Origin of the sequence: Flavobacterium sp. (assembly GCF_044357305.1) — a bacterium.
GTDB lineage: Bacteria > Bacteroidota > Bacteroidia > Flavobacteriales > Flavobacteriaceae > Flavobacterium.
This window is the reverse complement of record NZ_JBIKPS010000029.1, coordinates 16538-29754: the sequence shown is the minus strand read 5'-3', so window position 1 is coordinate 29754 and position 13217 is coordinate 16538. Positions and strand designations below refer to the sequence as shown.

Below are 13217 nucleotides of genomic sequence, written 5' to 3'. Positions count from 1 at the left end.
GGAATTATCCTAGAAAAGGAAGTGCTAAAGAGGTTTTCTTTCAAATTTTAGAAAAAAACAATATTCAAATGGCTTTCCGAATTGGAAACAGAGTAAATAAATTTCCGTTTAAAAATAAATTTGAAGTGCAACGAATTGATATTAAAGGAGAAGACAGTTTGTTTGCTTTTAAATGGAAGTTACGCTTAGGGAAATTGCGATTATTTTAAACCTTTATCAATCAAAATCATTTTCACGTATCTGGAGAAAACGCCATAAGCATCAATAGAGGCAACGGCTAAACCGGGAACGCCATCCATGAATCCTCTTCGGATGATGTAGGTGTGAAAAAATCTGTAAAAAGGTTTGAAAACTAAATGAAAATAATTGGCCGATTTGTTTTTGTCTTTGGCCATTTTTGCCTGAAACCAAGCATAAGAATCTTTCTTCTTGATGTAATGAAACAAGCCTTTGTAGGTATAATGAATCATGAAATTTTGCAATAAGCCAACGGTTCCAGGGTGCATTAATTTTTCATGTACTTGTCCTTCAAAATGAATGTTAGAATTCTTTACCAATCTAACTACTTTATTTTCGGTATGGTATAAAAAACGGTTCATGTAAAAGTGTGGAAACTTTATCTTATAGGCATCGTGCTTTGGATTATTGATGGTTTCCAAAATTTCAAATTTCAATTTTTGGGTAACTCGTTCGTCGGCATCAATGAATAAAATCCAATCGGAAGTAGCATGTTTTATAGCTTCATTTTTTTGATTGGAAAAATTATCAAACTTGCGTTGCAGGATTTCACAATTAAATTTTTCAGCAATTTCTACAGTAGTATCGGTACTAAACGAATCTATAAGAATTACCTGATTTGCAAACGAAACCGATTGCAAACAGTCCTGAATGTAGTCTTTTTCGTTATAAGCAGGAAGTATTACAGTAATGGTTTGCATAGTCTAATTGTAGAGCTCAAACTTAAAAAAAATATTTTATCTTTGCAATGCAATGAAGAAAGATATTTCAGTTATTATAAGTACCTATAATTCTCCCGAATGGTTGAAAAAAGTGCTTTATGGATACAATACCCAAACCTATAGAAATTTTGAAGTAATCATTGCCGATGATGGTTCGGACGAAAGAACCAAAAACTGCATTGAAGAAATCCAAAAGGAAGTTTTTTATCCTATAATTCATGTATGGCATGAAGATACTGGTTTTCAAAAAACAATTATTCTCAACAAAGCCATTTTTGCTACTTCCACCGATTATATTTTGATGACCGATGGCGATTGCATTCCTCGCGAAGATTTTATTGAACAACACATAAAGCAACGTGAAGAAGGGTATTTTTTATCTGGAGGATATTATAAACTACCTCTGGATTTATCCGAAAATATTACCAAAGAAGATATTTATTCGGGTAAATGTTTTGATATTAAATGGTTGAAAAACAACGGAATTAATTTCTCTTTTAAAAATAGTAAGTTTATTTCTAACGGATTGCGAAGTTCTCTCTTGAACTGTATAACGCCTACTACCGCCAGTTGGAACGGACATAATGCATCGGGCTGGAAAAAAGATTTTTTTGCTGTAAATGGCTTTGACGAACGTATGCAATATGGCGGTGAAGACCGTGAATTTGGTGAACGATTATTGAATCTTGGCATCCAAACCAAACAAATAAGATATTCCACTGTATGTATACACTTAGATCATGCTCGAGGTTATGTTAAACCCGAAATGATTGAAAAAAACCTACAAATCCGTAAAGAAACCAAAGACTTAAAAAGCACTTGGACCGATTTCGGGATAGTGAAAAAGTAATTTTTAAATAGTTTTTTTTACCATTAAGATACAAGTTTCATTAAGTAATTTCTGCTTAATAAACCTTAATTCCTTAATGGTTTAATTTTTTTCAAATATTAATTTTATTGTAAGTTATCCTTCAAAAAGGAATCCAATTCAGGTAAAATCATTGCTGGAGTTAATTTCAAATACAATTCTCTTGGATTTCTCTCAATTTCTTTGTTTTGCTCGTAAGACAATTCCGAAATGGCATTGGGTAAAAAATCCAACAAATGAACCGATTTGTGGAATTTCCCATCTTCAAAACTACTCCAATCGTCCTTGTTGATGTAAGGCGAAAATAGAGTGAAGGTAGGTTTGTTCAACGCTTTGGCAATATGAACAGTTCCTCCTTCATTAGAAACCAAAACCGCACATTGGTTCATCAATACTGCAAAATCCCGAATACTCGGCGCATAAATATCCAAAATGATGTTGGCTTTATTTTGACATAAAGCATAAATTTTATCGGCTTCAGCTTTCTGATTTGGAGCATAATTAAAAAGCAAATAACAATCGAAAGTGCTCGCAATATGGTCAATAATTTGAGCAATATATTCGTAAGGCATCGATTTTTGAGGGGTGCTTCCTAAAATGCCGAGCATGATTATTTTTTTGTCTTGGTAGTTCTCTGGAACTCGAAATTGCTGTTCTTCTTCCGTAAGGAATATCTTAGGTTCGTAGTTGATCTTTTCAAAAGTATCCACCTGTTGCAATAAATGAATGCGATCTTCAATGGCTTTTCCGCAAATTTGAGTTTTAGTTTCTAAAATTCCAACAGGGTGGGTGTAGTAGCCTAAATTTCCAATTTTCTTGCGGCTTTTATGGCCAACCGTTTGGGTTGCTCCTCCAAATTTACAAATTAATCGGCTTTGCAATTTGGAATACGGATCAAAAATAATATCATATTTTTCGCGACGAACTTGGAAAATCATTTTAATCAAATTGCCAAATTTCTTCAACTCTTTTTCGTTGATGGAAATGATTTTGTCAATGTTGGGATTGTTCTGTATTACCCCATGAGTAAAGTCGTAAGCCATTAAATGCACTTCGCTATCGGGGTATTTTGCTTTGTAATTATTTGCAATAACCGAACTAATTAGCACATCGCCAATTCGTTTGTTTTGTATGATTAAAATTTTCTTCATAAAAGTAATTCTTGGTGCAAAGTACTATTTTTTATACTTTTAACCCAAATAAAATAGAAACATTGTGCGAATTACCATTCATCCAAAATATAAAAATCAAGAAGAGGCTATTCTTCAATTAGTTAAAACTTTTTTTGGAGAAGGGGATTTGGTTGTGAAAGGTTCGCGCAATACCATAAAAACTAATTTTCTAGGAACGGAAAAGGTAAGTATTAAGTTTTTTCAGAAACCTGGAATTTTTAAATCGCTTATTTATTCTTTTTTTAGAAGCACCAAGGCCAAACGATCGTTTGATTATGCCAATTATTTATTAGAGCACGGCATTCCAACACCATTTCCGGTTGCTTTTATTGAAGAACGAAATAGTTTAGGATTGCTAGGAGAGAGTTTCTATATCTGCCACCAACTAGAGTATGATTTTACGATTCGGGAGTTAATTCACGATCCATTATTTCCAGAACGAAAGCAAGTTTTAGAGCAATTCACCGAATTTACTTTTAAAATGCACGAAGCAAACGTCAATTTTCTAGACCATTCTCCAGGAAATACTTTAATTGTAAGCAAAGGCAATAGCAACTATGATTTTTTTCTGGTGGATTTAAACCGGATGAAATTTGAAAATCTATCAATGGAACAACGAATGGATAATTTCAAAAAAATGTGGTTATCTAAAGGTATGGTTCAAATTATTGCAAAAAAATATGCACAATTAAGTAATGAACCCGAAGATAAATTGTTATCCATTTTAATGGAAAAATCCCAACAATTCAAAAGAAAAACTGCTCGAAAGAAGTATTTAAAAAGAAGAATAGGGAAATAAGTTATATTTTTTTTGTAAACTTACTTAATCCCCATATCAATCTATCGTCCTTTTTAATAGTAACATGGCTTTCTAAATTTAATTTTTCTTTAAATTGTTCAATTAAATCTTCGCGTACCCCAAAAATCGAGATAATAATAAAACCACCTTCGTTTAAATAGTTAGAATATCTAACCAATTCTTTTAAAGGATTATCTAAATAATATATTACTTCATTAAAAATAATTACATCAAATTTAGTTTGTGGAGTAAATTTTTGAATGTTGTAAGATAGGAAATCACTTTTTAAATAGTTTCTTTTTTTTGCTTTTGATATAACGTAATTACTTAAGTCAACACCAAGATAATTAGAGTAGTCTTCTTTCTTAAAATATTTTAAAAGTGTCCCATAGCCACAACCCAAATCTAGAATAGCATATTTCGTATCCTTTACATTTATCAGTTTGTAAATAGATTCGTATCTAATGTTTTCAGTTTCCATAAATTTCCATTTTCCTTGAAAATATTTCAAATTCCAAGAAAATTTCTTTTTAATCCATCGAATGGTGTTCTTCATAGGCGTTTCATTTAAACCGCTACATCATACTCTCTTAAAGCATCATTTAAAGAAGTCTTTAAGTCGGTTGAAGGTTTGCGTTGTCCAATTATTAAAGCGCAAGGAACTTGAAAATCTCCTGCGGCAAATTTCTTAGTATAACTTCCGGGAATTACCACCGAACGAGCCGGTACATATCCTTTATATTCAATAGGTTCGCTTCCGGTAACGTCAATAATTTTAGTAGAGGCGGTAAGGCAAACATTAGCACCAAGAACGGCTTCTTTTTCAATGCGAACACCTTCCACCACGATACATCTCGAGCCAATAAAAGCACCGTCTTCAATGATTACTGGAGCCGCTTGTAATGGTTCAAGGACACCACCAATTCCAACACCACCTGAAAGATGCACGTTTTTACCAATTTGAGCACAACTTCCTACGGTTGCCCAGGTGTCTACCATTGTCCCTTCATCAACATAAGCACCAATATTTACATAACTAGGCATTAAAATTACCCCTTTCGAAATATAAGCACCATAACGAGCAACCGCTGGAGGAACCACTCGAATTCCTTTTTCGGCATAACCAGTTTTTAACAACATTTTATCGTGGTATTCAAAAATACCAACTTCATGGGTTTCCATTTTTTGAATTGGAAAATACATAACCACTGCTTTTTTAACCCATTCGTTAACCTGCCAACCTTTGTCTGTTGGTTCAGCAACACGCAAACTGCCATTGTCTAAAGCGTAAATAACTTCTTTAATGGCGTTTATAGTAGTTTCTTCTTTAAGTAATTCTCGGTTTTCCCAAGCCTTTTCTATGGTAGGTTGTAAATGAATCATGGTTTATATTTTTCACAAATATAGGATTTTTAACCAAAATCAAAAACCAAATTGACTTGAAAATATATATATTTGTATTTTAAAATTTTGATTATGGAAGTAATTAGATTGGAATTTCAGCCCCAAATTAAAGACAAAATCTTAGAATTTTTGAGTTCTTTTTCATCAGAAGAATTGAAAATTGTTAGGCAAGACCCTTTTTTTGAAGAAAATAAAAAAAAGTTGGAGGTGGAATTGGCAAATATTAAAAATGGTACTGCTGAATTTTGCTCCTTAGACGAGTTAGATTTAATGATGGATGAAATTTTTGCTAAAAATGACAATAAAATTAAGTAAAAAGTTTCAAAACGATTTAATAAGTCAAGTTCATTTTATTTACAAAGACAAACCTCGAGCAGCATTAAAATTCCGAAAAGATATTATAAAGAATTTAAAGAAAGATTTAAAGCATCCTTTTTCGTTTAAAAAATCTATTTATTTTGATAATGAAACTATTAGAGATTATGTTTTTAAAGGCTATACTTGTGTTTATGAAATTGATGTCAAATTAAATGTCGTAAATGTCTTCGGATTTATCAAATACAAACAATCTTTATAACCCAATATGCCAAGAATTTTAGCCATTGACTACGGAATGAAACGCACCGGAATTGCCGTTACCGACGAATTGCAAATTATTGCTTCGGGATTAACCACCATTCCATCCGAAACTGCTATTGCTTTTTTGAAAGACTATTTTACCAAAGAAAAAGTAGGCAAAGTTTTGATTGGTGAGCCCAAACAAATGAACGGACAACCTTCTGAAAGTACCGAAATCATTGAGAAATTTGTGTCTAAATTTAAAAAAGAATTTCCTGAGATGTCTTTGGAACGTTCGGACGAGCGATTTACATCCAAAATGGCATTCCAAACCATGATTGATAGCGGACTCAATAAAAAACAACGTCAAAACAAAGCATTAGTCGATGAAATTGCAGCAACTATAATGCTGCAAGATTATTTATTGCGATTTAAAATTACTTAATGCAACCCCAAGCTATCCTTAATAGCAATTGTTCCCCCATTATTGAATATCTAATTTTAATTTATTCGTTCTAAATTAAATCACCCATTCTTTCCAACTAAAAGCGTTTTTTGTTACTTTTGCACTTCGATTTCAAAAAAATAAAAATTAATATCAGAAAATGATACTACCAATATACGGTTATGGAGATCCTGTTTTAAGAAAAGTAGGCGAAGATATTTCGGCTGAATATCCTAATTTACAGGAACTTATTATTAATATGTACGACACTATGTACAATGCTTATGGCGTTGGATTGGCGGCTCCACAAATTGGATTAGCAATTCGGATGTTTGTTATTGATACCGAACCTTTTAGTGACAGTGAAGACCTAACGACAGAAGAGCAAAACCAATTAAAAGGGTTCAAACAAACTTTTATTAATGCCAAAATGCTAAAAGAAGAAGGCGAAGAATGGGGTTTTAACGAAGGCTGTTTGAGTATTCCAGACGTTCGCGAAGATGTGTACCGTCAAGAAAAAATCACTTTAGAGTTTTATGACGAAAATTTCAATAAAAAAACAGAAGTTTACGATGGCTTAATTGCTCGTGTAATTCAGCACGAATACGATCATATTGAAGGGATTCTTTTTACCGATAAAATCGCAATGTTGAAAAAGACCTTGATTAAAAAGAAGTTACAAAATATTATGGATGGTAAAGCCCGTCCGGATTACAGAATGAAATTTTGCAATAAAAAAGGAAGATAAATTCAAAAACTCCAATTTTTGAAATTACAAATTCCAAAAAGTGTCAAGTACACCAAAATTGGTATTTGGGTTTTGATTTTTGGAATTTTATTTAGTTATATTTACCACCACATAAAATACTTTTAGAAAATGAATGTAGAAAAAATATTAGCCATTTCAGGCAAACCAGGATTGTATGAATTGAAAGTACAAACGCGTTCCGGATTTGTAGCCGAATCAATGTTAGACGGAAAAAGAATTACCGTTGGAATGCGAAGTAACGTAAGTTTATTGTCTGAAATATCTATGTATACCCATAGCGAAGAGAAACCGTTAGTTGAAATTATGCGCGCTATTGCCGTAAAAGAAAACGAAGGACCTGCTATTTCACATAAAGAAGATACTGCTAAATTATTGGAGTATTTCAAGCAAATCGTTCCAGATTATGATGAAGATAGAGTATATCCATCCGACATTAAAAAAGTTTTGAATTGGTATAACATGCTGCAAGCAAAAGGAATGGTTTCTAAAGAAGAGCCTATAGTTGACAATGCTGATTCTGTAAAAGAACAAGTAGTGGAAGAAGTTAAGGCTAAAAAGAAAACGGCTAAAAAAGAGTAATTCTATTTTTACGATATAAAATTTAATCCTGTCAAGAAGATTTCCTGACAGGATTTTTTTTGCAATTTTTTTGTATTCGTTATAATAATGTTATAACTTTGTTTTTTAAATTCGTTATAATGGAAACAAATATTATTAATGTAGGAAATTCTAAAGGGATAATAATTCCGGCCAAATTATTAAAGATTTTTGGCTTTGAAAATACCGTTAATATTGAAATTCAAGGAGATAGTTTAGTTATTAGTTCTTCCAAAAATTCCCGTTTGGGTTGGGAAGATTTAATTAAGAAAGAGATGGATACTAATGGACCCTCTAAATCATTACTTCCTGATTTTTTTGATGATGAAAAAGACGAGTGGACATGGTAAATCAATATGAAATCTATTGGATAGTTCTAGATCCAACGATGGGAAGTGAAATAAGTAAGATTCGTCCGTGTCTTGTAATTTCGCCAAACGAATCCAATCGGTATTTAAATACGGTTCTTGTGGCACCGATAACTTCAACCATTCGAAATTTCCCGATGCGAATAAACATTATTTTAGAAAATAAAAACGGACAAATTGCTTTAGATCAAATTCGGTGTGTAGATAAAATCCGACTGAAAAATAGAATGGATATTCTTTCCAATAAAGATATTCAAAAGGTAAAAAATAGTTTAAAAATTTATTTGATAGATTAAAATCAAAAATCATGAACACTAGACAACAACAACTCGATGCTTTTGGTAGATTACTCGATATAATGGACGATTTGCGCGAGAAATGTCCTTGGGATAAAAAGCAAACGCTTGAAAGTTTGCGGCATTTAACCATAGAAGAAACCTACGAATTGGGGGATGCTATCTTGAATAACGACTTGCAAGAGATTAAAAAAGAACTTGGCGATGTATTGTTACATATTGTTTTTTATGCCAAAATAGGTAGCGAAACTAACGATTTTGATATTGCCGATGTATGTAACGAAATCTGTGAGAAATTGATTTTTAGACATCCGCATATTTATGGCGATGTAGTTGTGGCCGATGAAGAAGAGGTAAAACAAAACTGGGAAAAACTAAAACTTAAAGAAGGTAAAAAATCGGTTTTAGAAGGTGTTCCTAAAGGATTGCCAGCCTTGGTGAAAGCCAGTAGAATTCAAGAGAAAGTAAAAGGAGTAGGGTTTGATTGGGAGGAACCGCACCAAGTTTGGGATAAAGTACAAGAGGAACTTCAGGAATTGCAAGTGGAAGTAGCGGCAGGGGATCAAGATAAAATAGAAGCCGAATTTGGGGATGTATTATTTTCTATGATTAATTACGCTCGATTTTTGAAAGTAAATCCCGAAGACGCTTTGGAACGAACCAATAAAAAATTCATAAAACGTTTTCAATATTTAGAAAGCAAAGCAGGAGAATTAGGAAAACCCTTAATGGACATGACTCTTGCTGAAATGGATGTTTTTTGGGAAGAAGCGAAGAAATTATAAAAAAGAGACACGAATTCCACAAATTTCCACGAAAATTAAATAATAATAATTTGTGCAAATTCGTGGAATTCGTGTTTTTTTTAAACCATTTCCAACTTTGGAATTTCAATCGTAAAAATTGAATTTTTATAGTCGTGCAATTGGTTTTGAATTTTCACAAAATCCATTTTAAAGAATTGCGTTTCGGAGAATAATTTCGAATAATATTCTATTCCTTCTAGTAAATTATTTTTGAACGATTGCAGTTTTTTAATCTGCCCAGCAGTAATATCTGAAGTTGTTTCTTCAATTTCATTTTTCAAATAATCTACGTACATTTTCAATTCGTTGATGAAAAGATTTGGTCGGTCTATAGCACCTGTAACCGTAGCATTTCCATAAATGTGTTGCACCATTTTAGACAGCGAAACTTCTTTATCAAAATACGCTAAATTGGGTCCAGGACAAATTACAACGCCTTGTTCTTCTCCTTTAATTTTAATTCCGTTTTCAATATATGCAGCATTCACTAAACCAACACAAAGACACGATTTTTCAGTAATTTTTGTTTTTTTCTTCTCATAATCTTTCAAAGATAGTGCATCTTTTTGAGCATCTAATTCTTCTAATTTTATGTCTTGGTATTTTCTAGAAGCCGTGCAAATTCCTTGATTAGAAAACTCTTTGCTCAACGCCAATAATTTTTTCGGACAAGAACTCCCTGATTTATCTTCTGTAATTCTATGCTGTTTTAAGGCCTCATTGGTAGTACCTCTAACGGTATTGAACGGAATTCCCAAAGGTGAAATCTGACTTATATAAAAATCTTTTTCTACCGATTTTGCTAGCAATTCTCTAGTTGCAGCATCAACCGAAGTGGCTTCCGGAACCAATAAAAATGGCGAACCCCAACCTACAGAATCCATTTGATAATGATCTAATAAAAACTGGTGTTCATCTGCCGTTCCTACGCCACCTTGTACGGTAATTTTTAATTCTAAAGGATTTTCAGGTACTGGCATTTCTTTTATAGTCAATGCTTTAATCATTAATTCCTGTGCCGCTTGGATTAATTGCTCTTTCTTTTGATGAAATTCTTCTAAAATTGGTCCTAACAAAAAGCCATCGGTTGCAAAGGCATGTCCGCCACAATTCAATCCCGATTCTATTCGGTATTCTGAAACCCAAAGCCCTTTTTTGGCTAAGAAATTCCCCTGAATCATTGCTGAACGGAAGTCGCTTACCTTTAAAATAATTTTCTTTTTCAGTGCACCATTTGTATCTGGAAAAAAGTCTTTAAAGTTTTCAAAATAACTATACAATCTAGGATTCATCCCTGCAGATAATACTACGGAAGAGGATAAATTGCTGTTTGCAAATCCTCTTAAGGAGGCATGTGCATCATTAAAAGTAACCGGTAATTGTTCGTTTTTAATGAAATTGTCTTTATCAACTTTGGTCATGATATTTACATCAATTTCTCCAGCAGATAAATTGTTTTCTAAATAATTCATCACATTTTCTTTAAACGCGATGCCATCCTCCAATAGATTTTGCAAGCCTTTTTTAAGTTCCGATTTGTTTGGAAGCATCGCAATATAATTGTTTAAGGCTTCTTTGCTTTCGGCTAATTCTTGTTTGAATGCTTCAAATTTTTGTTGCACAATGGCATCTACCATATTTAAATAGGAGGTAATTCGTAAAGCTCTGTAATCTTGAATTTTGTTGGAAATTCCTTCGTAATTAAAGTTAAATTTTTGACTATAAAAAGTATGCATTTTTTCTATTACTTCATCATCTATGATAGAAATAACAGAAGTTATGCCATATTGCGCCACTCTTATCGGGCTGTCTATAGTATAGGCCAATCCCATAACGGGTATGTGAAAGGTATGTATTGCTTGGTTTTTTGCCATTTTGGGTGCTATTTTAATAATTTGTAAATGTTGGTAAAGTTGTTTATTAAATAACTGATAATTATCATGCTATTGGATTTTAACATTAAAAAAAATGTATATTTGGAACAATAAAAATTAATTATGTCGGATACAAAACACGAATTAAAACGTTCCTTAGGCCTTATTGATGCCACGAGTTTAGTAGCAGGATCCATGATAGGATCTGGAATATTTTTAGTAACTGCAGCAATGGCAAGAGACGTTGGTTCTGCTGCTTGGATATTAATTATTTGGCTGGTTACTGGTTTGTTGACGATGTCGGCCGCATTGAGTTATGGTGAATTGGCAGGTATGATGCCCAATGCTGGCGGACAATATGTGTACATCCAACGTGCTTACGGAAAATTGATTTCCTTTTTATATGGATGGACGGTTTTTACGGTAATTCAAACAGGAGTTATTGCGGCAGTCGCTGTTGCTTTCGCGAATTATTCGGCAGTATTTTTTCCTTTTTTAGAAAATAAAATATTCACAATAGGCGAAAGTTTTGTTTTTACCAACAAGCAAGTTTTAGCAATGTTCAGTATTATTTTGCTAACTTATATCAATACGAAAGGGGTTAAAAACGGAAAAATAATTCAGTTGGTATTTACATCAGCCAAGTTAATTGCCCTTTTTGCTTTAATTATTTTCGGATTGTATGTTGGTTTTCATACCAATACCTTTTCTGATAATTTCACTAATATGTGGGATGCTAGTAAAACCGTTTTAAATGAAAACGGAACGCTAACCATTACTAAATTATCCGGAATTGCTTTACTTGGAGCGATGGGAGCAACCATTATAAACTCCTTATTTTCTAGTGATGCTTGGAACAACGTAACCTTTATAGCTGGAGAAATTAAAGAGCCCAAAAAGAACATTCCACGAAGTTTATTTTTAGGAACTTTAATAGTTACAATTATTTACATATTAGCAAATATTGCCTATTTAGCATTATTACCATTAAATGGAACACCTGATGGCACCGTAATTCAAAACGGAATTATATTTGCAAGTCAAGATCGAGTAGGAGCAGCCGCTGCTAGTGTGATTATGGGAAATATAGGCGTTTTTGCGATGGCTGGATTAATAATGGTTTCTACCTTTGGTTGTAATAGTGGCTTAATTTTATCTGGAGGAAGATTGTTTTATGCCATGGCCAAAGATGCTTTGTTTTTTAAAGTCGCGGGAGAATTAAACCAACACGATGTACCTGCTAAAGCCCTTTGGTTTCAATGTGCTTGGGCTTGTATTTTATGTGTTTCCGGAAGGTATAGTGATTTGCTAACGTATTCAACATTCGCATCTTTATTGTTTTATATATTAACTATTGGAGGGTTGTTTATTCTTCGAAAAAAAGAACCTAATGCCGAAAGACCTTATAAAGCGTTTGGATATCCTGTAATTCCAATACTTTATATAGTGATTACTGCAGCAATATGTTTGACTTTATTGGTTTACGATACTCGAAACACGGGACTAGGATTGTTTATAGTAGCCTTAGGAATTCCAGTATACTATTTATTTTTAAACAAGAAAAAGTAAATTAAAAAAAAATGGCTGATTAATTAATCAGCCATTCTTTTTAATTTATTTCGGTCTATTATCGTTATCTTTTTACCTGTAAGATCTATGACACCTGTTTTATTTAATTCCGATAATAATCGAATGCAACTTTCGGTTGCAGTACCAATCATTCCTGCAAGTTCCTCACGAGACAACTGAATATGAAGGGAACCATCGCTATTTTTACCAAAAGTATCTTCTAAATAAAGTAAGGTTTCTGCCAAACGTTCTTTTACGCTTTTTTGTGCCATAGAAACCATGTGGTCGTCGGCTTCTTTCAAGTCGCCACAAATGGTTTTCATAACATTCATTGAGAATTGGTTATTCTTATTGAAAAATCCCATTATTTCTGTTTTCGGAATAAAACAAACTTCCATATCCTCCAATGCTACAGCACTTAAATTGGCAGGTTCATCACTTATTAAAGAGCGTTGGCCTAATAATTCACCTGGTTTAACCAATTTTACAATTTGATCTTTACCGTTAGCACTTAGTTTGGAAAGTTTGCAAACACCATCTTTTATACAAAAAATACCATTAACACTTTCTCCTTCTTCAAAGATGGGCTCTCCTTTTTTTATAACATAAGAAGTCTTGCAATCCGCCATTTGTAAAAGTTCTTCTTTTCCAAGCGCTTTCAAAGAGCTAAATTCACGGACAATACATTGTTCACATTTACTCATATAGAGTGAGTTTAATTTTGAATACAAAC

17 protein-coding genes and 1 pseudogene are annotated in these 13217 nt (G+C 32.9%); 12 read left to right on the top strand and 6 right to left on the bottom strand.

Going from position 1 to position 13217, the window contains the following annotated elements:
• Positions 1-209, top strand: a pseudogene (locus ACIQ2J_RS13425) (polysaccharide deacetylase family protein); the annotation flags it as partial.
• Here the strand turns inward: ACIQ2J_RS13425 and ACIQ2J_RS13420 are convergent.
• The gene (locus tag ACIQ2J_RS13420; RefSeq protein WP_396170719.1) at positions 201-938 is read right to left on the bottom strand and encodes a glycosyltransferase family 2 protein; all 738 of its coding nucleotides are present in this window, start codon (positions 936-938) and stop codon (positions 201-203) included. The pseudogene ACIQ2J_RS13425 and the gene ACIQ2J_RS13420 overlap by 9 nt on opposite strands.
• Positions 939-990: 52 nt before the next feature.
• Between ACIQ2J_RS13420 and ACIQ2J_RS13415 the strand changes: the two genes are divergently transcribed.
• Positions 991-1809 (top strand): glycosyltransferase family 2 protein, encoded by an 819-nt coding sequence (locus tag ACIQ2J_RS13415; protein WP_396170717.1) that lies wholly within the window; start codon positions 991-993, stop codon positions 1807-1809.
• Between the two features lie 104 nt (positions 1810-1913).
• Here the strand turns inward: ACIQ2J_RS13415 and ACIQ2J_RS13410 are convergent, their stop codons facing one another.
• Positions 1914-2978 (bottom strand): glycosyltransferase family 9 protein, encoded by a 1065-nt coding sequence (locus ACIQ2J_RS13410; RefSeq protein ID WP_396170715.1) that lies wholly within the window; start codon positions 2976-2978, stop codon positions 1914-1916.
• Positions 2979-3042: 64 nt separating this feature from the next.
• Here ACIQ2J_RS13410 and ACIQ2J_RS13405 point away from each other — a divergent pair, with 64 nt between their 5' ends.
• A complete protein-coding gene (locus ACIQ2J_RS13405) occupies positions 3043-3798 on the top strand; it encodes a lipopolysaccharide kinase InaA family protein (RefSeq protein ID WP_396170712.1) in 756 nt (251 codons plus the stop codon).
• Between the two features lies 1 nt (position 3799).
• On the opposite strand, the gene ACIQ2J_RS13400 is transcribed toward ACIQ2J_RS13405, so the two are convergent.
• Together ACIQ2J_RS13400 and ACIQ2J_RS13395 are read right to left on the bottom strand one after the other, a co-directional pair.
• Complete coding sequence (locus ACIQ2J_RS13400) at positions 3800-4354, bottom strand: class I SAM-dependent methyltransferase (RefSeq protein ID WP_396170710.1); 555 nt, start codon at positions 4352-4354, stop codon at positions 3800-3802.
• Positions 4355-4365: 11 nt separating this feature from the next.
• Positions 4366-5181, bottom strand: a complete 816-nt coding sequence (locus tag ACIQ2J_RS13395) for a 2,3,4,5-tetrahydropyridine-2,6-dicarboxylate N-succinyltransferase (protein WP_396170708.1) — start codon at positions 5179-5181, stop codon at positions 4366-4368.
• A gap of 93 nt (positions 5182-5274) precedes the next feature.
• On the opposite strand from ACIQ2J_RS13395, the gene ACIQ2J_RS13390 reads away from it, so the two are divergent.
• The 8 genes from ACIQ2J_RS13390 to mazG all read left to right on the top strand — a co-directional run bounded on the left by ACIQ2J_RS13390 (position 5275) and on the right by mazG (position 9020).
• A complete protein-coding gene (locus ACIQ2J_RS13390) occupies positions 5275-5517 on the top strand; it encodes a hypothetical protein (protein WP_396170706.1) in 243 nt (80 codons plus the stop codon).
• Positions 5498-5779 (top strand): type II toxin-antitoxin system RelE/ParE family toxin, encoded by a 282-nt coding sequence (locus ACIQ2J_RS13385; protein ID WP_396170704.1) that lies wholly within the window; start codon positions 5498-5500, stop codon positions 5777-5779. The genes ACIQ2J_RS13390 and ACIQ2J_RS13385 overlap by 20 nt, the downstream gene beginning before the upstream one ends.
• A gap of 6 nt (positions 5780-5785) precedes the next feature.
• On the top strand, positions 5786-6205 hold the full coding sequence (ruvX, locus tag ACIQ2J_RS13380) for a Holliday junction resolvase RuvX (protein WP_396170702.1): 420 nt from the start codon (positions 5786-5788) through the stop codon (positions 6203-6205).
• A gap of 160 nt (positions 6206-6365) precedes the next feature.
• Entirely contained in the window at positions 6366-6953 is a 588-nt protein-coding gene (gene def, locus ACIQ2J_RS13375; RefSeq protein ID WP_396170700.1) for a peptide deformylase, read from the top strand.
• 129 nt (positions 6954-7082) lie between these two features.
• Entirely contained in the window at positions 7083-7553 is a 471-nt protein-coding gene (locus tag ACIQ2J_RS13370) for a DUF5606 domain-containing protein (RefSeq protein ID WP_396170698.1), read from the top strand.
• 119 nt (positions 7554-7672) lie between these two features.
• On the top strand, positions 7673-7921 hold the full coding sequence (locus ACIQ2J_RS13365) for an AbrB/MazE/SpoVT family DNA-binding domain-containing protein (RefSeq protein WP_396170696.1): 249 nt from the start codon (positions 7673-7675) through the stop codon (positions 7919-7921).
• Complete coding sequence (locus ACIQ2J_RS13360) at positions 7915-8235, top strand: type II toxin-antitoxin system PemK/MazF family toxin (protein ID WP_396170693.1); 321 nt, start codon at positions 7915-7917, stop codon at positions 8233-8235. The genes ACIQ2J_RS13365 and ACIQ2J_RS13360 overlap by 7 nt, the downstream gene beginning before the upstream one ends.
• Before the next feature lie 11 nt (positions 8236-8246).
• Positions 8247-9020 (top strand): nucleoside triphosphate pyrophosphohydrolase, encoded by a 774-nt coding sequence (gene mazG, locus ACIQ2J_RS13355; protein WP_396170691.1) that lies wholly within the window; start codon positions 8247-8249, stop codon positions 9018-9020.
• A gap of 80 nt (positions 9021-9100) precedes the next feature.
• Here mazG and ACIQ2J_RS13350 read toward each other — a convergent pair whose 3' ends face one another.
• On the bottom strand, positions 9101-10915 hold the full coding sequence (locus ACIQ2J_RS13350) for a hypothetical protein (RefSeq protein WP_396170689.1): 1815 nt from the start codon (positions 10913-10915) through the stop codon (positions 9101-9103).
• A 123-nt stretch (positions 10916-11038) separates the two neighbouring features.
• Here ACIQ2J_RS13350 and ACIQ2J_RS13345 point away from each other — a divergent pair, with 123 nt between their 5' ends.
• A complete protein-coding gene (locus ACIQ2J_RS13345; RefSeq protein WP_396170686.1) occupies positions 11039-12484 on the top strand; it encodes an APC family permease in 1446 nt (481 codons plus the stop codon).
• Between the two features lie 23 nt (positions 12485-12507).
• On the opposite strand, the gene ACIQ2J_RS13340 is transcribed toward ACIQ2J_RS13345, so the two are convergent.
• Positions 12508-13188, bottom strand: a complete 681-nt coding sequence (locus ACIQ2J_RS13340; RefSeq protein WP_396170684.1) for a Crp/Fnr family transcriptional regulator — start codon at positions 13186-13188, stop codon at positions 12508-12510.
• Positions 13189-13217: the final 29 nt, after the last annotated feature.